The following is a 25,212-nucleotide window of genomic DNA, read 5'->3' on the forward strand; positions in this document are numbered from 1 at the left end:
GTTGTTTTACGGTGATTGCCTCACTTCCCCGGCGTCAGCACCACCCGGAACCGCGCCTTCCCGCTCATCATCCGCTCATACGCCTCGGCCGCGCGCGACAGCGGAAATTCCTCGATCATCGGCTTCACGCCCGACAGCGCGCTGAACGCCAGCGTTTCCTGCGAATCCGCCGCCGTGCCGGACGGCCAGCCCTGCACCGAGTTGCGGCCCATGATGAACTGCGTGATCGGCACCTCGACCGGTTCCTCCGAGATCCCGACCATGATCAGCTTGCCGTTCAGCCCGAGACCGCCGATGGTCGCGCTCATCGCCTTACCGCTCGTCGCCGTCGCGAGGATCACGCGCGCGCCGCCGAGCGCCTTGAGGGCTTCGGCCACGTTCTGCGATTCGCTGTCGATGTAGTGATGCGCGCCGAGCTGCTTCGCGAGCGGCGCCTTGTCCTGGCCGCGCGCGATGGCCGCCGTGACGAATCCCATCTTGCGCGCGAACTGCACGCCCAGATGGCCGAGCCCGCCGATGCCGAGAATCGCGACCACGTCGCCCGCGCGCGCGCCGCTGTTGCGCAGCGCATTGAAGGTGGTGATGCCCGCGCAAAGGAGCGGCGCGGCATCGACGTCGGAGAGATCGTCGGGCACGCGCGCGAGGGCTTCCTGCGGCGCGACCATGTAGTCCGCGTAGCCGCCGTCGTAGCTGATGCCCGGCACGAGCGCGCGCTGGCAAAGCACGAAGTCGCCGTGACGGCAATGCTCGCAATGGCCGCAATGCCCGCCGTGCCAGCCCACGCCGACGCGCTGCCCTTTCTCCCAGCCCTCCACGCCCGCGCCGAGTTTCTCGATCACGCCCGCGATCTCGTGCCCCGGCACGCGCGGGAACTGAAGGCCGGGCCACAGCCCTTCGACGGTGAGCGAGTCGCTATGGCAGATCCCGCAGGCCTGCACTTTGATCAAGACGTGTCCCTCGGACGGCTCCGGCACATCGCGCTCGACGACTTCCAGCGGACCGTTCGCTTTCGCTACCTGCACTGCCTGCATCGTTGGCATCGCTTGCTCCTTTCGATGGGAGAGAAACGCGCGGCGCGCCCAACGCGCCGCATACGGATGACACGGCCCGGCAAATCGCACTCCCGACCGTATCGTCGAGAAACGTCGGAGATTGCGATTGTGACAGGTCTCGGCGCGATGCACTCGCCGCGCGGCTGGACGACCCGCAGCACTCAGAAACAAAATGGAACATCGAACACCGTCCGCGCCGGTTACCATCGTCGCGGTGGTGCAAAATTCGAGCATTGCGCCGCAAACCGGAATCGAGAGCGACCTTCAAGGGTGTCATGTCAAAGAACGAAGACGCAGCCGCAAATGAGCAGGTAATCGATCGCACCAACCAGGCCACCCGCGATCCCCAAGAGACACAGGACGAGACGAGCGCGGACCACGAAGCGCCGACCGTCGCGCGCACCGGGCCGCTGACCGAAGCGAAGCTGTTCGGCCGGCAGACGCCGCCCGCGGCCGGCGCGCCCGACGCGCCGCCGCACGTGCACGGCGGCGCGGGCAGCAGCTACCGCGCGCTCACCGGTCTGCTGTGCAGCTACGCGTTGCTGATCGTCGGCAACGGTCTCTTTCAGACGCTGATCCCGCTACGCATCCTGCAATCCGGCTATCCAACCATCGTGATCGGCCTGATCCAGTCGTGTTACTACGCCGGGTTCATTCTCGGGGCCGTGTTCAATCGCAGGCTCATCGACCGGATCGGGCAGCATCGGACCTTCGTCGCGTTTTCGGCGGCGGCTTCGATACTCGCGCTGGCCTTCGGCGCGGCCCAGTCGCCCTGGACGCTCGGCGCCGTGCGTCTTTTGACTGGCTTCGCCTTCATGGGCCTGTACACGTCCATCGAAAGCTGGCTCAACGGCACGGTGGAGAACGAAAAGCGCGGACAGGTCTTCGGTTCCTACGCGGCCATCAACTATCTGGCGGTCGGCACCGGGCAGTTTCTGCTGAATGTCGGCGCGGGTTCGGGCGGGCAGCAATTCTCCATCGCCGCCGCGCTGTTCGCCGCCGCCGTGATGCCCGTGACCTTGCTCGAAGGCTGGCCCGTGAAGGTCGCGGACGAAACGCTGCATCGCGTGCCCGCGCGCACCTGGCGGGAGAGCGTGCGGGAAATGAGAGCTTCCGCGCCGCTGGCGGTGCCGGGCTGCATCCTCGCGGGCTTCATCTACAGCAGCTTCTACGCGATGATGCCGGTCTATCTCGAACGCGCGGGCTTCTCGACGAGCGAGCTCGCGACCTTCATGGGCGTCGCGCTGATCGGCGCGCTGGTGCCGCAATGGCCGATGGGCCGGCTGTCCGACAAGGTCGACCGCCGACGTCTCGTCTATTTCACGGCGTCGACATCGGCGGCGCTGAGTCTCGTGCTCTTCTGCTTCGACGTGCGCGTGATCACCTGGGTCGCGACGCTCGTCTACGTGGCTGTCACGTTCACGCAATACGGGCTGATCGTGTCGCACGTGCAGGATCGGACGGAGGCGCATCATCGGGTCGCCATTTCGGCGCTGCTGCTCGCGCTGTTTTCGTTCGGCGGCATGGCGGGGCCGGCGCTGGCCTCGGCGTTGATGACGATCGTCGGGCCGAGCGGGCTGTTTCTCTTCAACGCGCTGTCGTGCGCGATGCTCGCGTTGAGCGCGCGGCGCGCGCTCGGCATTCACTTGCGATCGTCACAGGCGCAGACGTGAAGCGCTGAATCACGCCGAACGCAGCGTGCGGAAGCTCTCGCGAACCTCGACCGAGAAGGCTTGCGGCTGTTCCCACGCCGCGAAGTGCCCACCCTTCGGCAGACGGTTGTAGTGAATCAGCTTCGGATACGCCTTCTCCGTCCAGCTTTTCGGCGCGGCGTAGATTTCATCGGGAAACACGCTCACCGCGACCGGAATCGCCAGGTGCTTCGGTGCGAAGAAGTTGAGCTTGTTCTCCCAGTAAAGTCGCGCCGATGAAATCCCCGTGTTCGTGAACCAGTAGAGCGAGATGTTATCGAGGATGTCGTCGCGCGTAAGACCTTCGCTCTGTCCGTTGAACACACGCGCGATGAGCGCCTGGCTCGCGGCGTCGTGATCGATCATCCACGCGGCGAGGCCGATCGGCGAATCCTCGATGCCGTACAACGTCTGCGGGCGGTTGGCCATTTCCTGCGCGTAGCCGAGGCCGTGCTTGTAGAAGTAATCGAGCTGATCGAACGCGTGTTGTTCGTCCGCCGAAAGACCCGCCGGCGCTGGCTCGCCCAGCTTGAGCGCATTCGCGATATCGTCCGGCACGGTCGCGGGCATGTTGGTGTGGATGCCGACGAGTTCCGGCGGCGCGATGAGCGCCATCTGCTCGGTCACGGCGTTGCCCCAGTCGCCGCCTTGCGCCACGTATCGCGTATAGCCGATGCGCTTCATGAGCGCGATCCACGCACGCGCGATGCGTTGCGGGTCCCAGCCGGTGGCCGTCGGCTTGCCGGAGAAACCGTAGCCGGGCAGCGACGGAATCACGACATCGAAGGCGTCGGATGCATTGCCGCCGTATGCCGTCGGATCGGTCAGCGGACCGATGATCTTCAGTTGCTCGATGATCGATCCCGGCCAGCCATGCGTGACGATGACGGGCAACGCATTCGCGTGCTTCGAGCGAACGTGGATGAAGTGAATATCGAGCCCGTCGATCTCGGTGACGAAATTCGGCACCGCGTTCAGCCGCGCTTCGACCTTGCGCCAGTCGTAATCGGTGGCCCAGTGGCGCGCGAGCTTTTGCATCGTCGCGAGCTGCACGCCTTGCGATGCATCGGCGACGAGTTCACGCTCGGGCCATTTCGTCGCCTTCACGCGTCTGCGCAGGTCGGCGAGTTGCGCGTCCGGAACGTGCACACGAAGCGGACGGATGGCGGTTTTGTCGCCGCCTTTTACCTGCACGATTTCAGTTGTGTCCGGAGTCGGGTCGGCGAAGGCCAAACGGCTGAATGCGCCGGCAGCCAGCGTCGCAGCCGCGACACCGATGAAATGACGACGCGACGGCGTCTTGAGAGAGATATCGTTCGACATACAAGCCTCCTGAATACATGAGCGAGGAGGAGCGATGCGTGCCGCAGCGAATCTCTATCCCTGTAGCCGGGTTGCGGGCCGCCGTTCGGCAAGCCCTGGATCGTCACCGCCTCGATGCGCCGCGAAGGGTTTTCGCAGCAGGTGACGAGATTATGTGTATATGCACACGAGGCGTAAATGCAGGCGCGGGTACAACACTTTTGTCAGGCGGGAAAGAGTCTGGCCCGGCAATCAAGCTGTGGCCGACAGATGGTCAGCGAGCCGCATCAGCATCGCATCGCAGTCGCGAAGTTGTTCGACGCTCACGAACTCGTCGGGTTTGTGGCCCTGATCCATGCTGCCAGGGCCGCATACGACAGTCGGAATCCCAGCCTGATCGAATAGCCCACCTTCCGTGCCAAACGCCACCGTGCCGAACTCCGACGAACCGCTCAACAACGCGAGCAGGCGCGCCGCTTCGCTATCCGGCGGCGTCGCGAGTCCGGGATACGCCGAAAGCGGTTCGAGACGGATATCGGTATCGGATTGCACGGCGCGCATCTTCGGCAGCAGCTCCTCTTGTGCATAGGAACGCAGATCATCGGCCACCGTGCTGGCATCGAAACCCGGAAGCGCGCGCACTTCGAAATCGAATTCGCATTCCGCCGGCACGATGTTCAGCGCGCGGCCGCCCTTGATGACGCCTGTTTGCACAGTCGAATACGGCGGATCGAAACGCTCGTCGTGTTGATCGGGTTGCGCCAGGTTCTCTCCAATCTCTTCAAGACGATTGATCAAACGCGCCGCGTACTGAATCGCATTGACGCCATACGGCGCGTAGGCGGAATGGCAAGGTGCACCCTTCACCTGACAGCGCATCGCGAGTTTGCCCTTGTGCCCGAGCACGGGCTTCAACGACGTCGGCTCGCCGATCAGGCACAACACGGGCTTGTGCGCGCGCTGCTCCAGCTCCGCAAGCATCGGCCGCACGCCGAGGCATCCGACTTCTTCGTCGTAGGAGAACGCGAGATGCACGGGCAAGCGCAGTTCACGCTTCAGCAACATCGGCACGGCGGCCAGCACCGACGCAAGAAAGCCCTTCATGTCAGCCGCGCCGCGGCCATACAGGCGTCCATCCATTTCGGTGAGTCGGAAGGCATCGACGGTCCACGGCTGGCCATCGACGGGAACGACATCCGTATGTCCCGACAACACGATGCCGCCGCGATCGCGCGGTCCGATCGTCGCGAACAGATTCGCCTTCGTGCGCTCTGCGTTGTAGAACAGCTCGCACTCGACGTCGAGCTTCGCGAGGTAATCGCGAATGAACTCGATCAGCGCCAGATTCGAATCGCGGCTGACCGTCGCGAAACCGATCAGCCGTTCGAGCAGGGCGCGGCTCGTCATCTCACTCATCGCCCGGCACTCCGTAGCTCGGCGCGGCGGTCGGATTCAGCGCGCGCGTCACGTAGTCCTGCATCTGCGGTTTGTACGCGTGCCAGAGTCCGTCGAGTTTGCCGATGGGATCGTCATCCGCCCAGTCGACGCGCAGATCGACGAGCGGCCAGCTCTGTTCGCCCGCGATCTTCAACGCCGCCGAATGCACCGGCCCCGCTTCGCCGCCCGCTGCAATCGCGGCATGCATCGCTGCGAGAAGTCGATCCGCGAGATGACCGGTTGCGTTCTCGAACGCGGGAATCATCGCCTCGATCACGTGGATGCCCGCGAGCATGTTGCCCGCCGCGACGCATTGCCGGCCCGCCGCCGCGTGATACGTGCCGAGCGCCTGCTTGCCGCTGAAGAACGCGGTGCGGCCTTGCGCATCGACGACCGTCACCTGCCGATATTCGCTCCATTCGTTCGCGGCCAGCGCGCGCTCCAGCGCGGCAGCGGAATCGATCGCGCTTTCGAGTTGATCGAGAATCTGCGGACCGAGCGCGGGCAGCGTCACGTTCTGCGTCGCGACCGCACCGACGCCCGCACGCACCCACGGACAGCGCGCACCCACCGCGATGCTCGATGAACTGATCGCGATGCCGAGCTGCCCCGTCCGCTCACAACGTCCGACGATGGAAAAAGTCATGTGCGCTCCTTTGCGTCTTCAGGCCTGAGGCGGCGTCCAGCCATCGGGAATCACGGCGATCACGTCGATTTCCATCAGCCATTCCGGTTGCCCGAGAGCGACGACAGTCAGTCCCGTCGAAATGGGAAACACGCCTTTCAGCCATTTGCCGACTTCGCGATACACCGGCTCGCGATAACGCACGTCGGTGAGATAAGTCGTCGTCTTGACGATATGCGATAGATCGCTGCCCGCCTCTTCGAGCAATTGCTTGACGTTTTTCATAGCCTGCTCGGCCTGCGCGCGCGGATCGCCAAGGCCGATGAGATTGCCTTCGAAATCCGTGCCGATCTGACCGCGCACATAGACGGTGTTGCCCGCGCGCACGGCCTGGCATAGATCGTTGTCGAGCGTCTGATTCGGGTACGTATCCTTCGTGTTGAACATGCGGATACGGGTATGCGTGGGTTGGCTCATCGAATGCACCTTGATACGGGATGTGTTTGGAATCAGTTGACGCTCTCGACGCGCTTGTCTTCCACCTGGCTTTGCGGCGTGTCGTAGTACGCGAGATATTTGCGCTGCGTGACGATGTGATCGGCGATATGTTTCGCGTCGTGCCACACGCCCCAGATGAACGCCGAGCCACGGCGCGACAGCCACGGCAGGCCGAGAAAGTAGATGCCCGGCTCCTTCGCGACGCCGCGTTGATGTTTCGGTTTGCCCTTGTCGTCGAATGCATCGACTTGCAGCCAGTTGAAATCGACCGCGTAGCCGGTGGCCCAGATGATCGACGTCACGCCTTCCTTCGCCATGTCGAGCGCGAGAAGCGGATGCGTCATGCAATCGGGATCTGCGGGAATGGTGCGGGCTTCGGGCTCTTCGGGCAGATCGAGGCCGTTGCGTTGCGCATAGGCGTCGGCGGCGTCGAGCAATGACAGATAGTTTTCGTCGCCGCGCCGGATGTTATCGGCGAGATCGGCTTCGAACGTGACGACGGTATCGTCGAATGATTTCGTCAGACCGACGAGCGTGATGCCCTGATGCGCGAGACGCCTGAAATCCACCGTATGGCCGCCGCGCGCGCCGCTTACCGCGATCGTCACATGTTCGCGGCCCGGCTTCATCACTTCCGCGTCCCATTCGCCGAGCACGCCGAGCCACCAGCAGAAGTCGCGTCCGCGATAGCCACGCGGCGGACGATCGTGCGCGCCGACCGACAGATACACGCGCCGCCCCGCACGCTGCAATTCGTCGGCGATCTGCACGCCCGACGATCCCGCGCCCACGACGAGCACGCCGCCCTCGGGCAATTGCTGCGGATTGCGATAGTCGGCGGAATGAATCTGCGTGAGCGCGGCGTTTTTTGGCGCGATCGGCGGAATCACGGGGCGCTGAAACGGTCCGGTCGCAACGACGACGCGATTCGCTTCGATCGTTCCGTCAGACGTATCGACGGTAAAGCCCGGCCGTCCGACATTGCGCACGACCTTCTTCACTTCGACGCCAGTGCGAATGGGCGCGTCGAACTTTCTTGCGTACTCGACGAAATAATCCGCGACCTGTTCCTTCGAGGCGAAGCTGTCCGGGTCGAAATCCGCGAATTCCATATTAGGGAAACGATCGTGCCAGGCCGGGCCATTGGCGACGAGCGAATCCCAGCGGCCCGTGCGCCAGCGCTCGGCGATCCGGTCGCGTTCCAGCACGAGATGCGGCACGCCGAACTTGCTCAGATGTTCGCTCATCGCGACGCCGGCCTGACCGGCACCGACCACGAGCGTATCGATAGACGTTGTTTCCACTGTCATGGCTGATGTCCTTCCGAAAGGCCGTTGTATCCGTGATCCATCGTGAAAATCTACGCGCCCCGCCAGAATCCGAAAAATATATTTAAAAAATGCATAGCATTGGATTTGGCTATGCAATGAATTTTGAGCGCTTCACAATGCGGCCCATCGAAGCATGATCTCTGGAGCATCGTCGATGGAAATCCATCCTTTGCGCTACTCGTTACGGCAGTTGCGCTATTTCGTCGTGACGGCGGAAGCGCTGTCCTTCACCGCCGCCGCGCGAAAACTGCATATCTCGCAGCCGTCCATTTCCACCGCCCTCGCCGATCTCGAAGAATCGTTCGGCGTGCAACTATTCATCCGACATCATGCAAGCGGTCTGTCGCTCACGCAGGCGGGCCGCGATCTGCTCGGGCAAGCGCGCAATCTGCTGAAGATCGCGGAAGAATTGCAGATGGCCGCGAAGGAAATGGATGGCGGCATGACCGGCTCCATCGCGCTCGGCTGCCTCGTTTCGCTCGCGCCGCCGTTGATGCCGGGCCTTATCAGCCGCTTCACGGCCGGGCATGCGGGCATTTCGTTTCGCACGGTTGAGGCGCATCAGGATGGCTTGCTGCGCGGTCTGCATGACGGTTCGCTCGATATCGCGCTGACCTATAGTCTGGACCTGACCGAAGATATCGCGTTCACGCCGCTCTTGTCCTTGCCGCCGTATGCGATCCTGCCGAAGACGCATCGGCTTGCCCGCGCGCGCAAGGTATCGCTTGCGGACCTGCTGCCGGAGCCTTATGTGATGCTGGATCTGCCGCACAGCCGCGAGTATTTCGCCGCGCTCTTCGATGCGGTCGGCAGCCGTCCGGTGCCCGCGTTCCGTTCATCGCAGCCGGAGGTCGTGCGCGGCATGGTGGCGAACGGTCTCGGCTATAGCATCCTCAACTTTCCGCTCAAATCAAATCGCACGGTGGACGGCGAAGACTTCGTGATTAAACGCTTCAAGGACAACGTCAACGCGACGACTCTCGGCATCGCGCAATCGCGCACCATGCGGCCGCGTCAAGTCGTGCATCGCTTCGCGTCCTTTTGCGAGATCTATATCCGGCGGCTGCATATCGACATTTAACGCGCGTCGCGCCGATCCCGGAAGTTATCCGCGCTACATAGGTAAAAGCTTTGCTTTGTATCCGAAAACAATATTTTGGCTGGCAATTTGGCTTGATAGATTGATGTGCATGTCGAGCGCAATGCGGCAAAAGCCCGCGCCAGCGCGCTCTCACGGGGATCAGACGAGGAGGGCTTCATGGTCAGTCCGGCAACGACGATCGCGGTGCAAACGCTTATCGGCGAGTTGCAGTCGAATTGCGAACGATCATTCAGCGATGCGCGCGCCATGCCGCCGGGTGTCTATACATCGCCCGATTTTCTGTCGCTCGAAGAACGCGAGATCTTCGAGCGCGAATGGCAATGCGTCGGCCGCGCAAGCGCGTTGAAAGAGCCCGGCGACTATCTGACGGCGCAGATCGGCGCGCAACCGATCGTCGTGCTGCGCGACGAACAGATGCAGCTCAAGGCGATGTCCAACGTGTGCCTGCATCGCATGTCGGTGCTGCTCGAAGGGCGCGGCAACAAGCGCCGTATCGTGTGCCCGTATCACGCATGGAGCTATGGGCTGGACGGCGAACTGAAGGGCGCGCCGCTGATGGACCGGCAGTCCGGCTTCTGCAAGGAAAGCTATACGTTGCCCGCCGTGCGCTGCGAAGAATGGCAAGGCTGGATTTACGTGACGCTCGGTAAAGACGCGCCGCCCGTTGCAAAGCAACTCGCCGAGCTGAGCGAACTCATCGGCGCGTACGGCATGACGGATTACATCGAAACTTTCTATGAAGAGCACGTGTGGGACACGAACTGGAAGATCCTCGCGGAAAACTTCATGGAAAGTTATCACTTGCCGATGCTGCATCGCGCAACGGTAGGGCCGCATTCGAAGCTCGAAGACATGGAATGTCCGCCGGGTTATCCAGCGTTCAACTATCACTGGATCACGAAGGAAGCGAGTTTGCCGATCGGCAACGCGCATCCGGACAACACACGCCTGACGGGACACTGGCGCAAGACGACAGCGCTGCTCGCGATCTATCCGACGCATCTCGTCACGCTCACGCCCGGCTACTTCTGGTATCTCGCGCTGCAACCGCGCGGCGTCGGGCAAGTGCATATCCGCTTCGGCGGAGGGCTTGCACCTGAATTCATCGCCGATCCGGAAGCGAACGCGCACATGACGACGCTCAAGCAATTGCTCGACGAAGTGAACGCGGAAGACCGGCGCGGCGTGCAGGCAGTGTTTCGCGGCGTACATGCGCCGCTCGCGAAGCCCGGCAACCTGAGTCATCTCGAACGGCCCAATTACGACTTCGCGCGCTATATCGCGTCGAAGCTCGCACAGCACTGAAAGACAGGACGCGATCACGATGTCAGACCCTTCCTTCATCTCCTTCTCGGGCGTGAGCAAATCGTATGACGGCGCGCATTACGTCGTGGAAGACCTGAACCTCGACGTGCGCAAAGGGGAGTTTCTGTCGCTGCTCGGACCGTCGGGCTCAGGCAAGACGACCACGCTCATGATGCTCGCGGGCTTCGAAACGCCGACGCAAGGCGAGATCCGCCTCGACGGCAGACGTCTCGACGACAAGCCGCCGCATCAGCGCGATATCGGCATGGTGTTTCAGAACTACGCGCTGTTTCCCCATCTGACGATTGCGGAGAACGTCGCGTTTCCGCTTTCGGTGCGGCACGTGAGCCGCACGGAGCAGAAGGCGCGTGTGAAGCGCGCGCTGGAGATGATCGAGTTGCCGCATCTCGCGAACCGTCGTCCTTCGCAGCTTTCGGGCGGTCAGCAGCAGCGCGTCGCGCTCGCGCGCGCCCTCGTGTTCGAGCCGAGCGTCGTGCTGATGGACGAACCGCTCGGCGCGCTCGACAAGCGCCTGCGCGAAACGATGCAATACGAAATCATGCGTCTGCATCGCGAGCTCTCGCTGACGATCGTCTACGTGACGCACGATCAGGCCGAAGCGCTGACGATGTCGGACCGCGTCGCCGTCTTTTCCGATGGCCGCATCCAGCAGGCCGCCACGCCGAGCGAACTCTACGAGAACGCGCAGAACGCGTTCGTCGCGAACTTCGTCGGCGAGAACAACGGGCTCACCGGGCGCGTCGTCAGCGTGAACGACGAATGGGCGACGCTCGCACTGTCCGACGGCAGCGTCATTCGCGGACGCTGCGAACACGGCCTGCGCGCCGGCGACGAAGCGATGCTCGCGCTGCGCCCGGAGCGCGCGCATATTCCGGGCGCGGAAGGCGCGCAACCCGACGAGCACAGCAATGTCGTGCGTGCGTGTGTCGAGGAACTCGTGTATTGCGGCGATCATCATCGCGTGCATCTGAAGCTCGGCGCGCGCGATTCCATCGTCGTGAAGGTGCCCAATACGCAGCGTCATGCGTTGCCCGCGGCGGGCAGCACGATCGACATTGCATGGCGTCACGACGACTGCAAGATTCTCGCGATGATGGCGCAAAAGAGCGCGCCCGCGATTGCCCCTTCCACACCGCCGTCACCTTCCCTCATCTCGACCGCACCCGCAGGAGCCAACTGACATGCGCCCTCAATTCAAAGCACAATGCGCCGCACTCGCAGCACTTGCCTTTGCATCTATCTCGACTCAGGCAGCGGAGACACTTTCCGTCGTGACCTTCGGCGGCGCGTATGAAGCCGCCGCGAAGAAGGCGTGGTTCGAGCCGTTCACGCAGGCCACCGGCGTGAATTTCTCGACCGAATCGTACGATGGCGGCCTCGCCAAACTCTCCGCGATGGAGCAGGCGAAGAACACGACGTGGGATCTGATCGACCTCGAAACCAACGATGCGATCACCGCCTGCGATGAAGGCCTGCTGCAGAAGTTCGACAAGAAGTCGATCGGCAAGACGAGCGATTTCATCCCCGGCTCGATCAGCGATTGCGCGGTCGCGAGCATGGTCTGGTCCACCGTCTATGCCTACGACGCGAGCAAGCTGAAGACCGCGCCGACCACCGTCAACGACTTCTTCGACTTGCAGAAATACCCCGGCAAGCGCGGCTTGCGCAAGTCGCCGAAGGTGTCGATGGAATGGGCGCTGATCGCCGACGGCGTCGATCCGAAGGATGTGTACAAGGTGCTCGGCACGCCCGCCGGCGTCGATCGCGCGTTCAAGAAGCTCGACACGATCAAGAAGAACATCGTGTGGTGGGAGTCGGGCGCGCAGGCGCCGCAACTGCTCGCCGATGGCGCGGTCGTGATGGTGCAGGCCTACAACGGCCGCATCGACGATGCCGCGAAGAAGGACAACAAGCCGTTCAAGGCGGTCTGGGATGCGCAGGTCTACGACTTCGAATGGTGGGCCATTCCGACGGGCGCGAAGCACGCCGACACGGCCGCGAAGTTCATCGTGTCGCAAGCGCAGCCGAAGGCGTCGGCGGATCTGTCGAAGTACATCGCCTATGCGCCGCCGCGCAAGGACGCGGTTGCACTCGTCGACAAGCAGCGTCTCGCCGACATGCCGACCGCGCCGGACAACTTCAAGCGCGCCGTGCAGATCAACGCGAATTTCTGGGCCGATAACGCCGACCAGATCAACAAGCGCTTCCAGGTGTGGCTGACGCAGTAACGCTTACACGGACCAGAGGAACCCCATGCCTGCATCGATCCACGCGCCCGCCTCCGGTTCTCCGACGAGAGCCGATGGCCGCGCCTCGTATCAAAGGGCGCGCCGCCGCGCATCGGTGCAGGCGTTGTTGCTTGCATTGCCGCTGATCGTGTTTCTGTTGTCGACGTTCATCGCGCCGATCGCGCTGCTGCTCGCGCGCAGTGTCGAGAACAAGGAAGTGCCGGACAGCATGCCCGCGCTGACTCGCGCGCTCGATGCGTGGGATGGGCGCGGCGTGCCAGATGAACGCATGTTCGCGCTGCTCGCGTCCGGACTCAAGGACGCGCAGCAGAGCGGACAGCTCGGCACCGTCGCGCGCAGGCTCAACTTCGCGCAGCCCGAATTCCGCAGCCTCTTGATGCGTACCGCGCGCAGCGTGCGCGACGAGACGCCCGCCGCGTGGAAGCCCGCGTTGATCGAGATGGACGAACGCTGGAATTCGCCGGAAACCTGGCGTGTTCTGAAACGCGCCGCCGCGACACCCACGCCCGACTATCTGCTCGCCGCCGTCGATGCGCAAGTGACGCCGCAAGGCAATGTCGCGTTCGTGCCGGATAACTCGTCGGTATATCGGCAGGCGTTCTTGCGCACGATATCGATCAGCGCATCCGTCACGCTCCTGTGCCTCGTGCTCGGCTATCCGGTCGCGTGGCTGCTCGCCAACCTGCCGGCGCAGAGCAGCAACCGCCTGATGCTCTTCGTGATCGTGCCGTTCTGGACCTCGCTGCTCGTTCGCACGACCGCGTGGTACGTGCTGCTGCAGCCGGGCGGCGTCATCAACGGTCTGTTGGCAGGCCTCGGCCTCGCGACACATCCCGTGCCGCTCATCTTCAATCGCACGGGTGTGTTGATCGGCATGACGCATGTGCTTCTGCCGTACATGATTCTCGCGATCTATTCGGTGATGAAAGGCGTATCGCCCGTATATGTGCGCGCGGCGCAATCGCTCGGCGCGCATCCGTTCACCGCGTTCGTGCGCGTCTATATTCCGCAGACGCTTCCGGGCGTCGGCGCGGGATGCTTTCTCGTCTTCGTGCTCGCGCTCGGCTACTACATCACGCCCGCGCTGCTCGGCGGCGCAGGCGATGAAATGATCAGTCAGCTCATCGCGTTGCAGACGAACACGCAGCTCAACTGGGGACTCGCGGGCGCGCTATCGGCGTATCTCGTGATCTTCACCGCGATCTTCTATTTCCTGTTCAATCGCATCGTCGGCATCGACCGGTTGCGCTTCGGTTAAGGAGCCTTTCGCTATGGCAGAGCAACGCAACAGGGTGCTGACCGAGCGCATCGCGTCGCGCTGGGTGCGCGTGCATACCGCGCTCGTGCTGTTCTTTCTCGTCGCGCCGATTCTCGCGATCATCCCGCTCTCGTTCAACTCGGGATCGTATTTCTCGTATCCGTTGCAGGGCTTTTCACTGCGCTGGTACGAGCAGGCGCTCACGAGCGCGGACTGGCAGCGCTCGCTGTTGAACAGCGTCGGCATCGGCGCGGCGTCGACCTTGATCGCCACGGGTCTCGGCACGCTCGCGGCGCTCGGCCTTTCGCGCACGCAGTTTCCACTGCGCTCGGTGATCATGCCGATCATCATCTCGCCGATGATCGTGCCGATCGTCGTCGTCGCGGCCGGCTTCTATCTGATCTTCGCGCCGCTCGGGCTCGTGAACTCGTATCCGGGCGTAATTCTCGCGCACGCGGCGCTCGGCACGCCGTTCGTCGTGATCACCGTGACGGCTTCATTGTTGTCGTTCGATCAGAGCCTGCTGCGCGCGGCGTCCGGTCTCGGCGCGAAGCCGTGGACGGCGTTTCGCCGCGTGACCTTGCCGCTCATCACGCCCGCGGTCGCCACAGGCAGCGTGTTCGCGTTCGCGACATCGTTCGATGAAGTGATCGTGATCCTGTTCATCGGCGGCCCGGATCAGCGCACCGTGCCGCGTCAGATGTGGAGCGGCATCCGCGATTCGATCGATCCGTCGATTCTCGCGGTCGCAACGATGCTCATCGTATTCGCCGTGCTGCTCTTCGCCAGCATCAACTGGCTGCGTGGGCGGGCGGCTGCCGCCAGCCGCGCCCTCGTCTGATCATGCTCACACCATCGCTTCGATCTGGCGGCGCGGCAGCATGCGGTCGAATTCACGCTTGACGATGCCGTAGCATTCGCACGCGCGTTCTTCCAGGCCAGCCCGGTCCAGGATCTTGATGCAGCCGCGGCTGTGATGGATCAGCCCCGCGTCATGCAGCTTGCCCGCTGCTTCGGTCACGCCTTCGCGACGCACGCCGAGCATGTCCGCGATCATTTGCTGCGTCACGCGCAGTTGATCCGACGGCGTGCGATCCGTTTGAATCAGCAGCCAGCGGCACAGTTGCTTCGACAGCGAGTGATGACGATTGCAGGCCGCCGTCTGCGCGACTTGCGTGAGGAGGGCTTGCATGTACAGCAGCATCACGCGGCGCAGGAAGTCCGAGCGGCCGAAGTGTTCGCGCAACGCGCCGGCGCTCATGCGATACGCGAAGCCCGCGCATTGAACCTGTACACGCGTGGGCATGGTGTCGCCGCCCGTCAGCACCGGCACGCCCGACATGCCTTCGCGTCCTACTGCCGCGACTTCGACGGAGCCGCCGTCTTCCATCGTATGCAACAGAGAGATGATTGCCGTGGTCGGGAAATAGACGTGATGGATGCGTTGTCCCGAATCGCACAGCAACTGCTCCGTGCGCAACTGGACGAGTTCGAGATGAGGCGCGAGCGCTTGCCATTCTTGCGCCGGAAGTGCGCCCAACAGATGATTGCCGTGAAGGTCTGATTGAAGAGTCAACATGTTCTTTTAGTCTCGTGCGAGTGCGCTTCGCGCTTTTGATTTCTTCTGGTTCGCAACAGGATTCGTGCACGCATCTGATGGTGTACATCGAACCCTGTTGCGACCAGCCCCGTAGCACGAATTCGCCGCTCTTATCTGTTGTTGAAGGATCGCGGTGAGCTTCGTGCCTGGTCATACATTAGCGAGAGGTGTGCCAGCGCACGCCAATCCTTATACCAGTAGGGGTTTGCGCGGTTCCGCGCACAACGCGCGGCAACGTGCGGTCATGTACGAAGAAAATTGATTCAATCGTGAAAAACGACCTTCATACGGAACGACGTTTGTCGCCGGCCTGCGCCAAACGTTTTCCTCTGTCGAATGTCCCGTCAGCAAAGGAATGCGGCACTGCGGCGTTTGCCCGAATCAGCCTGTGCGCGCGGCTGAAAGCCTTGTCGGAGTGGAAATGCTCCGTGTTCTAAAAATGTTGCAAAGGTGGTTAACGGCTTGCGCGGCTTTATCTGAAGGCTGGGCGTCGATAAAGCGTGGAGCCTTATGCAGCGGGCCTGAGCGGGATTCGTCACAAAGTGGCAGGCGTTGCGCGCGTGACCGGGTCTGGTTTCGCCGCGCGAAGAAAAATGTTGCATCGCCTATACCTGAGCTGTTTTTGCGAGCGCGCGCAAGGCGTCGCGCGGCATGCATGAACATCATTCATGTATCGTTGAACAACCTTCGTTTGTACTCAGCCATCGCTAGCGGCACCATGGATGCATACCCACTTTGATCCGCATGGAGCGAGAACATGAGCGACGTCATGGAGACACCCGCAAAGACCGCCGAACAGACCATCGACCTCAAGGGGCGCGTGTCGATCTATCAACCGGAGCAGCAAGGCCTGATCTTTCCCGAGCTGCCGACGTTTTCCAGTCACGCGGAGCATCGCAAGTATCTGAAGGAACGGCTCGTCGCCGCGTGCCGGGCTTTCGCGCAGCACGGCTTCGATTACGGTTTCGCGGGCCATCTCACCGTGCGCGATCCGGAACATCCGTCGCTGTACTGGACCAATCCGATGGCCGTTCACTTCGCGCAGGTCAAAGTCTCGAATCTGATCTGCGCCGATCATCAAGGCAACGTGGTGGAAGGAAACTACGCGGTCAATCGCGCGGGCTTCGTGCTGCATGCCGCCGTGCATGAGCAGCATCAGGACATCGTCGCGATGTGTCACGCGCATACCGTCTACGGCACCGCGTTCGCGGCGCTCGGCAAGCCGCTCATCCCGATGTCGCAGGACGCCTGCGCGTTCTTCGAGGACCACGTCGTGATCGGCGATGAAGCGGGCAAGGTCGCCGTCGAAGTGAAGGGCGGCAACAAGGTTGCGAACGGATTTAAGGGCGTGAAGGCCGCGATCCACCAGAATCACGGCCTGCTCACCGCGAGCCGGCACAGCATCGATTCGGCGGCGTTCTGGTTCATCGCGCTCGAGCGCTGCTGCCAGCAACAGCTGATGATCGAAGCGACGGGTATCACGCCGAAGCTCGTGCCGGAGGATCGCGCGCGCTACAGCCGCGAGCATGTGGGTAGCGAGTACATCGGCTGGCTGCACTTCCAGACGATCTGGAATGATCTGGTCGCGGCGCAGCCGGATATGTTCGATTGAGCTTGCGCTTTGGTTGACACGGGGCGACGCGGTGGAAACCGCCTCGCCCTTTTTTGTATGATGGCGGACCACCCTCCTTCCGACACCAAAGGACGACCTTCATGACCGCCGCAACGCAATTCGACCAGGTTTCCGTCATCAAACGCGCCAACGTCTATTTCGACGGCAAATGCGTGTCGCACACCGTTCTCTTCGCCGACGGCACGAAAAAAACCCTCGGCGTGATCCTGCCCGGCACGCTCAACTTCGGCACCGACGCGCCCGAACTCATGGAAGTGCAAGCCGGCCAGTGCCGCATCCGTCTCGACGGCAGCGACGAATGGAAGACGTACGGCGCGGGAGAATCGTTCTCGGTGCCAGGCAAGAGCCGCTTCGATATCGACGTGATCGAAACGCTCGACTACGTTTGCAGTTATCTCTGACCGGTCCGCGCTCTGTCCAATTTTTATCGCTGTCCACGTTTCGTGTACACTGCATGAAATTGGACACTCGGACCAGCGATGTCGACAGCGGATCACCTCAGCGAGCAACTGGCCGAAGCCGCGGCCGCCGCCTTCAGCGAGTCGACCGGCCTCGCCGCGCACCGCGTGGCGACGCCGAAGCGCCGCAATAGCAACGCCGCCATCGAATTCCGCATCGGTGGCGCGCGCTTCAAACGCTCAGTACAAGTGCGGGAAAACATCGACCGCATCGGCGTGTTGTCCGCATTCAGCGCGGCCGTCAGGCGCGACAGCGGCACGAAACCCACGCTCGTCACCACCTATCTCTCGCCGGACATGATCCGCGCCTGCCGCGAACTCGACGTCGATGCGCTCGATCTCGCCGGCAATGCGCGCCTCATCGAAGGCGACAGCATCGTGATCGTCTCGGGCCGTCCGCGCGTGGCGCAAGCCAAAGCGCCGCGCTCCAGAACCTGGACCCGATCGACACTGCGCGTCACGCTCGCGCTGCTCGTCACGCCTTCGCTTTTGGAGCGCAGTTTTCGCGACATCGCGAAAATCGCGGGCGTCAGCCATGGTACGGCGCAGAACGCCGTGCACGCGCTCGTCGATCATCGCGACATCTTCGAGCGGCCCGATGGCCGAGGCCTGCAATTCGCCGATAGAGAACGCCTGATCGACGAATGGGTCACGCTGTATCCGCGGCAATTGCGCGAATCGCTCGTCATCGGGCGGTATCGCGCGGAGTCGAACGACTGGTGGCGCAATGCGCCCGATCTGCCCGGACAATGCCAGTTCGGCGGCGAGCCCGCCGCGGCGATACTCACGCAATATCTGAAGCCGGCGACGGTCACCGCCTATTGCGCCGATGCCGCGCCGCGCGAGTGGATCATGGAGGCGCGGCTGCGGCCCGATCCGGCCGGAAACGTCGAGTTCCTGCGCGCGCCCGTCACGCTCGCGCCCATCGACGGACTGCCGCCGAATGTCGTCGCGCCGCTGCTCGTGTACGCCGATCTCGTTGCGAGCGGCGACCCGCGCAATCTCGAAACCGCCAGGATGCTGCGTGAACGCTATCTTGCCGCTTGAACGCCTGCCCCACCGGCCGCTCGGTGGCGCCATCTGCGCGATGCTGCGCGAAGTCGTCGCCGCGTCCGACGCGACGCGCATCGCGTGGTTCGTCGGCGGCGCGAGCGCGCGCGACATCTTGCTCACGCACGTCCACGACATTCCGGCGACCCGCGCGACCGCCGATGTCGACATCGGCATTTCGATTCAAGGCTGGACGGGCCACGAGGCGCTGCGCCGCGCGTTGCTCGCAGCGGGCAATTTCACGGCGCCGAAGGGCTCGGCGCATCGGCTGAATTACAGCGCGCCCGCCACGGGTGATCGCACGTGGCTCGATATCGTGCCGTTCGGCGGCGTGGAGGACGCGCGCGGCGAAATCGCGTGGCCGCCCGATGGCTCCGTGCACATGAACGTCGCAGGCTTCCGGCAGGCGCTCGATGCGGCGATTCCCGTGCGCGTCGAGCAGGATCTCGTGGTGCCGGTCGCGTCGCTGCCCGCGCAGGCGATGCTGAAAATCCTCGCGTGGCAGGACCGGCACACAGTCGATCGCAAGGACGCGATCGACCTGCTCTTTCTGATGGCGCATTACGAGCAGGCCGGCAATCGCGACCGCATCTACTCCGACGCAGCCGATCTGCTCGAACGGCACGAATACGATCCGGATATCGCCGGGGCCGCGCTGCTCGGCCGCGACACCGCGTCGATCGCACGCGAGGACGACCTCCGCGCGCAGATTCTCGCGATCCTGCGCCCGGACGATCCCGCGCCGCCGATTCTCACGCACATGCTCGGCGCGCGCCTGCCGGTCTTCGAAGCGGAGACGTCGGCACGCGTCGCGGCGCTGTTCCACGCATTCCGCGACGCGTTTCAGGCCCCTCAACCGTTGCGGAACAGATAGCTGTACGCGTTGAGCGCGGGCACGCCGCCGAGATGCGCGTACAGCACTTTCGAGCCTTCCGGGAATTCGCCGTTGCGCACCATCTGAATCATGCCGTCCATCGACTTGCCTTCGTAGACGGGATCGGTCAGCACGCCTTCGAGTCGCGCGCACAGACGAATCGCCTCCAGCGTGCCTTCGTTCGGCAGGCCGTATTCGGGGCCGCCGAAGCGCGTGTCGAGAATCACGTCTTCGCGCGTGATGTCCTGGCCGAGATCGACGAGTTCCGCCGTGTGCTTCGCGATGCGCAAAATCTGATCGTGCGTCTGCTGCGGTTTCGCCGATGCATCGATGCCGATCACGCGGCGCGCGCGCCCATCCGCCGCGAAGCCGACGACCATGCCCGCCTGCGTGCTGCCCGTCACCGAGCACACCACGACGTAGTCGAACTTGAAGCCCAGTTCCGCTTCCTGCGCGCGCACTTCCTCCGCGAAGCCGACGAAACCAAGCCCGCCCAGCGGATGCTCCGAGCAACCCGCCGGCACCGGAAACGGCTTGCCGCCTGCCGCGCGCACGCTGTCCATCGCGTCCTGCCAGCTTTTGCGAATGCCGATATCGAAGCCATCGGCGACGAGGCGCACGTCCGCGCCCATCATCCGCGACATCTGGATATTGCCGACGCGGTCATAGACGGCATCGGAGTAATTGACCCAGTTTTCCTGCACGAGCACGCACTTCATGCCGAGATGCGCCGCAACCGCCGCGACCTGGCGCGTCTGGTTCGACTGCACGCCGCCGATCGACACGAGCGTGTCGCAGCCTTCGGCGATCGCTTCGGGAATCAGATATTCGAGCTTGCGCGTCTTGTTGCCGCCGAACGCGAGGCCGCTGTTGCAGTCCTCGCGTTTCGCGTAGAGCTCGACTTTGCCGCCGAGATGCGCGGAGAGGCGCTTGAGCGGCTGGATGGGCGTCGGTCCGAAGGTGAGTGGATAACGGGGAAAACGTTGCAGGTTCATGATCGGCATCCTCGTGAGGGTGGGACTGCATGGACCCCATCGTAAAGATTTCGGCGTTGGGTCGGGTTGCAAAAATAATCCGTTCGACCTAACGTTTTCACATGCCAAAGCGTTCGGGCCGACTTTTATTTCCCTTTGTGACCTGCTAAAGCAATGAAAAAAACCGCATCCGTCCAGAACGCGCGCCACGCGGACGTCCAGACCGATCGCGTCGATCGCGCAATCCTGCGTCAGCTTCAGCGCGATGCATCCATCTCGAACGTCGCGCTCGCCGAGAAGGTCAATCTGAGCCCGCCCGCGTGTCTGCGGCGCGTCGAGCGGCTGCGCGAAGCGGGGCTGATCCGCGCGACGGTCGCCTTGCTCAATCCGAAAGCGCTCGATGCCGGCATGCTCGTGCTGATCGGCGTGATCCTCGACCGCTCGACGCCCGATTCCTTCGACGCATTCGAAAAGGCCGCGCAAAAGGTGCCCGGCTGCATGGAATGCCATGTCGTGACGGGCGAATTCGACTTCTTCATGCTGATCCGCACGCGCGACAGCGAGAGCTTCAACCGTCTGCACGCCGAGAAGCTGCTGTATCTGCCCGGCGTGCGGCAGATCCGTACCTTCGTCGTGCTGCGCGAGGTGCTCTCGACGACGGCATTCCCGATCGGCGAATCCGCCGGCGCGCGGCCGGCGTAGCCTCGAACACACATTTGCGAAAGACTTGCTGAAAAATTACGCTACGATTCAGGGTTTTCCATGTCTGGACATCCCGCTTCGTTGTGACCGCGTCTGATTTCAAAGCCCTGACCAAGGCGATTCTGGCTCGCCTCGCGCCGCGGCTGCGCCCGCATCTGCGGCCCCGCTCGCTGCTGCTCCTGCCCGCGCTCTTTCTGCTTTACGTGCTGGTGCTGATTCCGTTTACGCCCGGCATCCGCGATATCCGCCGTGCCAAGGTCGACCAGCCCGCGCAGATCTATTCCGCCGACGGCAAGCTGCTCGCCGAGTTCAAGCCGACGCATCGTGAATGGGTGAGCCTGAAGCAAGTCTCGCCGCAGGTGATCGACGCGCTCATCTCGACGGAAGACCGGCGCTTCTATCAGCATCACGGGATCGATTTCAGGCGCACGGCGGGCGCGGCGCTGCGCACGTTTTCGGGCGACCGGCAAGGCGGCTCGACGCTCACGCAGCAGCTCGCGCGCAATCTGTATCCCGAGGAAATCGGCCGCTCGCAGACTCTCACGCGCAAGCTGAAGGAAGCGATCACCGCGTTCAAGATCGAAGCGGTCTATTCGAAGGACGAGATCCTCGAAACCTATCTGAACACGGTGCCGTTTCTCTACAACGCATACGGCATCGAGATGGCCGCGCGCACCTACTTCGACAAATCCGCGGGCCAGCTCGACGTGCTCGAAAGCGCGACGCTCATCGGCATGTTGAAGGGCAACAGCTATTACAACCCGGTGATCAACCCCGAGCGCGCGCTCGACCGGCGCAACATCGTGCTCGGGCAGATGGTGAAGTACGGCCATCTGCAGGCCGCGAAGCTCGATGCGCTCAAAAAGCGCCCGCTGCGCATCGACTTCGAGCGGCAGACGGAAGAACCCGGCCGCGCGCCGCACTTCGCGCAGCAATTGCGCAAGTGGCTGATCGGCTGGGCCGACGACAACGATTACAACATCTATTCCGATGGCCTCGTCGTACGCACGACCATCGACTCGCGTCTGCAGACCATGGCGACGAACGCGCTCGCGTGGCAGGGCAATCAGTTGCAGTCGATCGCGAATGCGGCGTGGAGCGGCCGCGGTGGCTGCGCGAGCACCAACGCGGATCTCGCGCACGCGTTCATCCGCGAGACGAGCGACTATCGCGCGGCGCGCGACGGCGGCGCGAGCGATGCCGACGCCATCAGGAAGTTCGGCTCGGACCGCGCATTCATGCAGGCGCTGTGCGAGAACAAGACGCGCGTGCAGGCGGCGTTCGTCGCGCTCGATCCGCGCAATGGCCAGATCAAGGCGTGGGTCGGCAGCCGCGATTTCACGCAGGATCCGTTCGATCACGTCGCGCAGGCGCGTCGCCAGCCTGGTTCGACGTTCAAGCCTTTCGTCTACGGCGCGGCGTTCGATCGCGGCGCGAAGCCGGCCGACACGTTCGTCGATCAGGCCGTCGAAATTCCGGTGCGCGGCGCCGAAACCTGGCGCCCGACCGACGACGCGCCGCCCTCGGGCCGCCCCGTGAGTCTGCGCGACGGCATCGCGTATTCGAAAAACCGCATCACCGCGCAGGTGATGGAACAGGTCGGGCCCGCGCGCGTCGCGCGGCTCGCACGCGACATGGGCGTGCGCGAAAGCCATCTCGACGTGGTGCCGTCGCTCGCGCTCGGCACGAGTCCGGTGACGCTCAAGGAGATGGTGTCGTCGTACGGCACCATGGCGAATGACGGTAGTTATATAGAGCCGCTGCTTGTCACGCGCATCGAGAACAGGGACGGCGAGGTGCTCGCGCAGTTCGAGAGCGCGCCCGAGCGCGCGTTGTCCGTCGATGCGACCCGCAAGCTCGTCGACGTGATGCGCGACGTGATCAATCGCGGCACGGGCACGGCGATCCGCACGCGCTTCGGCATCCGTGCGGACGTGGCGGGCAAGACCGGCACGACGCAGGACAACGCGGACGGCTGGTTCATCCTGATGCATCCGCAACTCGTCGCGGGCGCGTGGGTCGGCTTCAACGACAGCCGCGTGACGCTGCGCAGCGATTACTGGGGACAAGGCGCGCACAGTGCGCTGCCGATCGTCGGCGACTTCATGCAGCGCTCGCTGCGTTCGCATCTGATCGACGCCCGCGCGCGCTTCGATACTCAGGAAACGCCGGGCGTATGGCAGGCGATGATCACGCGCGCACGCACGTGGTTCGACGAGACGTTCTCGAGCGCGCCGAAGCCGGGCAAGCCGAAAACCGCGCAGACGGCGGCACAGCCTCCGGCGCGCGCCAAACGCGCGCCTTCGGAGCCGCAGGCCGAAGTGACCGAAGCGCCGCCCGCCCCGCCGGTTTTCACGACGATGCCGCCGATCCTGCCAGCGCCAGCCGACGGCGCGAGCGAAGTGGCACCACCGCCGTCAGCCGTTGCCGAACCGGGTTCTGCTGCGCAGTAACCGCGATCATCGCGTCCGTGTGTACGTACGGACGCTCCCTAAATAGACAGTTAGTTGCATCAAAAGAGGCCGCGCACGATCATCCTATTCCCGGCTTGCCGATCGAATGCGCGCAAGCGCACATATCGAGCGCCAAAAGGGTGCTTCGATTCACCTTAGGCGAAACGGGCTTACAAAGATTTCGCTGCACACACTGGCGCGCTGTGGCCACAGACGCCTGTCAAACGGACGAACACTCGTCCTTCCGAGCTTCCCCACCCAAGGACGTACGCGACCTGATGCGTGACGCCCGTTAGATACCCGGCTGGTATCGGAGAACGAAGTGAATACGCGATTCCCTCGCATCGAACGCGCGGTCGTGGCCGCCGCGCTGATACTGCCCCTGTCGTCGCCCGGATTTGCACAAACCATCAGCTCCACCCTGCCATGGACCGGCACATGGTCCACCGGGCCGATGAGCACAGGCGACCACGGCTTCAATAATCAGACGATCCGGCAAATCGTGCACACGAGCATCGGCGGCACCGCCGCCGGCGTGCAGATTTCGAACCTGTACGGCTCCGAGCCGCTCGTGATCGGCGACGTGCACATCGCGCTGCGCGCGAGCGGCCAGCGCACCGTGCCCGGCAGCGACCGGCCCGTCACCTTCAACGGGCAGACGTTCGTCACCATCGATCCGGGCCACATCGAGATGAGCGATCCGATCGCGTTTCAGGTGCCGGCGTTCTCGGACATCGCCGTCAGCGTCTATCTGCCGCAACAGACGCCGATGGAGACGACCGGCCACGCCGAAGGCCTGCAGGACGTCTATATCGCCGCCGGCGACGTCAGCCTCGACACGGAGTTCACGGGCGGCGTCGCCAACGCGCTCGGCGCGCAGTCGTATTACTTCCTCACCGACGTCGTCGTGCAGAACGCCAGTGCGACGGGCGCGGTGGTCGCGTTCGGCGCGTCCATCACTGACGGCCTCGCATCGGCGCCGAACGTGAACGGCCGCTGGCCCAACCTGCTGGCGAAGCGTCTGCAACAGGCGGGCATGACGGTCGGTGTGCTGAACAAGGGCATCTCGGGCAACGACTTCTTCACGAACGATTCGGGCGAGGCCGGCCTGTCACGCTTCCAGCGCGACGTGCTCGACCAGTGGAACGTGAAGTGGGTCATCATCTCCGACGACGCGGTCAACAACCTGATCGGCGGCTCGCCGCCCACGGCGGCGCGTCTGAACGCCGCGTACACCGACCTCACCCAGCGCGCGCACGCCGCGGGCGTCAAGGTGATGTGCTCGACGCTCACGCCGTTTCAGGGCGTGTCGTCGTGGACGGCGGACATCGAGGCGACGCGCCAGGCGGTCAACGCGTTCGTCGCGACGCCCGAGAGCGGATGCGACGCCGTGCTCAATCAGGCCGCGGCGATCGGCGATCCCGCCAACCCGGCCGCGATACTCGCCACTTACGACAGCGGCGACCACCTGCATCCGAATCAGGCGGGGCTGCAGGCCATCGCCAATTCGGTGAATCTGGACTGGTTCAAGTAAGCGCCGCGCCACGCAAAAAAACGCCATGCGGAAATACTTCCCGCATGGCGTTTTTTCTTGCGT

General features: G+C 63.5%; 22 protein-coding genes. 14 read left to right on the top strand and 8 right to left on the bottom strand.

The features are described 5' to 3' along the window. Positions 1-20 precede the first annotated feature (20 nt). Complete coding sequence (locus tag NK8_RS40495; RefSeq protein WP_213234246.1) at positions 21-1,040, bottom strand: alcohol dehydrogenase; 1,020 nt, start codon at positions 1,038-1,040, stop codon at positions 21-23. Positions 1,041-1,327: 287 nt separating this feature from the next. On the opposite strand from NK8_RS40495, the gene NK8_RS40500 reads away from it, so the two are divergent. Further along, positions 1,328-2,725: an MFS transporter gene (locus NK8_RS40500; RefSeq protein ID WP_213234247.1), complete on the top strand. Its 1,398-nt coding sequence runs from the start codon at positions 1,328-1,330 to the stop codon at positions 2,723-2,725. A 9-nt stretch (positions 2,726-2,734) separates the two neighbouring features. Here NK8_RS40500 and NK8_RS40505 read toward each other — a convergent pair whose 3' ends face one another. The 5 genes from NK8_RS40505 to NK8_RS40525 form a co-directional block, all read right to left on the bottom strand. Then, positions 2,735-4,066: an epoxide hydrolase family protein gene (locus tag NK8_RS40505; RefSeq protein WP_213234248.1), complete on the bottom strand. Its 1,332-nt coding sequence runs from the start codon at positions 4,064-4,066 to the stop codon at positions 2,735-2,737. A 231-nt stretch (positions 4,067-4,297) separates the two neighbouring features. After that, a complete protein-coding gene (argE, locus tag NK8_RS40510) occupies positions 4,298-5,461 on the bottom strand; it encodes an acetylornithine deacetylase (RefSeq protein ID WP_213234249.1) in 1,164 nt (387 codons plus the stop codon). Further along, positions 5,454-6,128 (bottom strand): DUF1028 domain-containing protein, encoded by a 675-nt coding sequence (locus tag NK8_RS40515; protein ID WP_213234250.1) that lies wholly within the window; start codon positions 6,126-6,128, stop codon positions 5,454-5,456. The genes argE and NK8_RS40515 overlap by 8 nt, the downstream gene beginning before the upstream one ends. Positions 6,129-6,146: 18 nt before the next feature. Next, positions 6,147-6,584, bottom strand: coding sequence for a RidA family protein (locus NK8_RS40520; RefSeq protein ID WP_213234251.1), 438 nt, complete (start codon positions 6,582-6,584; stop codon positions 6,147-6,149). Positions 6,585-6,616: 32 nt separating this feature from the next. After that, positions 6,617-7,915, bottom strand: a complete 1,299-nt coding sequence (locus tag NK8_RS40525) for an NAD(P)/FAD-dependent oxidoreductase (RefSeq protein WP_213234252.1) — start codon at positions 7,913-7,915, stop codon at positions 6,617-6,619. 175 nt (positions 7,916-8,090) lie between these two features. Here NK8_RS40525 and NK8_RS40530 point away from each other — a divergent pair, with 175 nt between their 5' ends. From NK8_RS40530 to NK8_RS40555, 6 genes are all read left to right on the top strand, one after another. After that, positions 8,091-9,017 (top strand): LysR family transcriptional regulator, encoded by a 927-nt coding sequence (locus tag NK8_RS40530; RefSeq protein WP_213234253.1) that lies wholly within the window; start codon positions 8,091-8,093, stop codon positions 9,015-9,017. A gap of 177 nt (positions 9,018-9,194) precedes the next feature. Continuing rightward, positions 9,195-10,343 carry an aromatic ring-hydroxylating dioxygenase subunit alpha gene (locus NK8_RS40535; protein ID WP_213234254.1) on the top strand — a complete coding sequence of 383 codons (1,149 nt, stop codon included), beginning with the start codon at positions 9,195-9,197 and terminating at the stop codon, positions 10,341-10,343. 19 nt (positions 10,344-10,362) lie between these two features. After that, the gene (locus tag NK8_RS40540; protein ID WP_213234255.1) at positions 10,363-11,544 is read left to right on the top strand and encodes an ABC transporter ATP-binding protein; all 1,182 of its coding nucleotides are present in this window, start codon (positions 10,363-10,365) and stop codon (positions 11,542-11,544) included. Between the two features lies 1 nt (position 11,545). Next, a complete protein-coding gene (locus NK8_RS40545; protein WP_213234256.1) occupies positions 11,546-12,592 on the top strand; it encodes an ABC transporter substrate-binding protein in 1,047 nt (348 codons plus the stop codon). A gap of 25 nt (positions 12,593-12,617) precedes the next feature. After that, positions 12,618-13,871, top strand: a complete 1,254-nt coding sequence (locus NK8_RS40550; protein WP_213234257.1) for an ABC transporter permease — start codon at positions 12,618-12,620, stop codon at positions 13,869-13,871. A 13-nt stretch (positions 13,872-13,884) separates the two neighbouring features. Continuing rightward, on the top strand, positions 13,885-14,712 hold the full coding sequence (locus NK8_RS40555) for an ABC transporter permease (RefSeq protein WP_213234258.1): 828 nt from the start codon (positions 13,885-13,887) through the stop codon (positions 14,710-14,712). A gap of 6 nt (positions 14,713-14,718) precedes the next feature. Here NK8_RS40555 and NK8_RS40560 read toward each other — a convergent pair whose 3' ends face one another. Then, positions 14,719-15,450 (bottom strand): Crp/Fnr family transcriptional regulator, encoded by a 732-nt coding sequence (locus tag NK8_RS40560; protein ID WP_061178914.1) that lies wholly within the window; start codon positions 15,448-15,450, stop codon positions 14,719-14,721. Positions 15,451-16,228: 778 nt separating this feature from the next. Between NK8_RS40560 and NK8_RS40565 the strand changes: the two genes are divergently transcribed. The 4 genes from NK8_RS40565 to NK8_RS40580 all read left to right on the top strand — a co-directional run bounded on the left by NK8_RS40565 (position 16,229) and on the right by NK8_RS40580 (position 19,486). Next, entirely contained in the window at positions 16,229-17,083 is an 855-nt protein-coding gene (locus NK8_RS40565) for a class II aldolase/adducin family protein (RefSeq protein ID WP_213234259.1), read from the top strand. Positions 17,084-17,184: 101 nt separating this feature from the next. After that, the gene (locus tag NK8_RS40570) at positions 17,185-17,505 is read left to right on the top strand and encodes a pyrimidine/purine nucleoside phosphorylase (RefSeq protein WP_061178916.1); all 321 of its coding nucleotides are present in this window, start codon (positions 17,185-17,187) and stop codon (positions 17,503-17,505) included. A gap of 78 nt (positions 17,506-17,583) precedes the next feature. After that, a complete protein-coding gene (locus tag NK8_RS40575) occupies positions 17,584-18,609 on the top strand; it encodes a type IV toxin-antitoxin system AbiEi family antitoxin (protein WP_213234260.1) in 1,026 nt (341 codons plus the stop codon). Further along, a complete protein-coding gene (locus NK8_RS40580; protein WP_225936658.1) occupies positions 18,587-19,486 on the top strand; it encodes a nucleotidyl transferase AbiEii/AbiGii toxin family protein in 900 nt (299 codons plus the stop codon). Before NK8_RS40575 ends, NK8_RS40580 begins: the two co-directional genes overlap by 23 nt. Here NK8_RS40580 and NK8_RS40585 read toward each other — a convergent pair. Continuing rightward, positions 19,465-20,481, bottom strand: a complete 1,017-nt coding sequence (locus NK8_RS40585; RefSeq protein ID WP_213234262.1) for a 1-aminocyclopropane-1-carboxylate deaminase — start codon at positions 20,479-20,481, stop codon at positions 19,465-19,467. The genes NK8_RS40580 and NK8_RS40585 overlap by 22 nt on opposite strands. Positions 20,482-20,634: 153 nt before the next feature. Here NK8_RS40585 and NK8_RS40590 point away from each other — a divergent pair, with 153 nt between their 5' ends. The 3 genes from NK8_RS40590 (at position 20,635) to NK8_RS40600 (ending at position 25,149) form a co-directional block, all read left to right on the top strand. Further along, entirely contained in the window at positions 20,635-21,162 is a 528-nt protein-coding gene (locus tag NK8_RS40590; protein WP_213234263.1) for an Lrp/AsnC family transcriptional regulator, read from the top strand. A gap of 119 nt (positions 21,163-21,281) precedes the next feature. Further along, the gene (locus tag NK8_RS40595) at positions 21,282-23,615 is read left to right on the top strand and encodes a penicillin-binding protein 1A (RefSeq protein ID WP_225936685.1); all 2,334 of its coding nucleotides are present in this window, start codon (positions 21,282-21,284) and stop codon (positions 23,613-23,615) included. A gap of 322 nt (positions 23,616-23,937) precedes the next feature. Further along, the gene (locus tag NK8_RS40600; RefSeq protein ID WP_225936659.1) at positions 23,938-25,149 is read left to right on the top strand and encodes a GDSL-type esterase/lipase family protein; all 1,212 of its coding nucleotides are present in this window, start codon (positions 23,938-23,940) and stop codon (positions 25,147-25,149) included. Positions 25,150-25,212 lie beyond the last annotated feature (63 nt).

This window comes from Caballeronia sp. NK8 (assembly GCF_018408855.1).
In the GTDB taxonomy this organism is placed as follows: Bacteria; Pseudomonadota; Gammaproteobacteria; order Burkholderiales; family Burkholderiaceae; genus Caballeronia.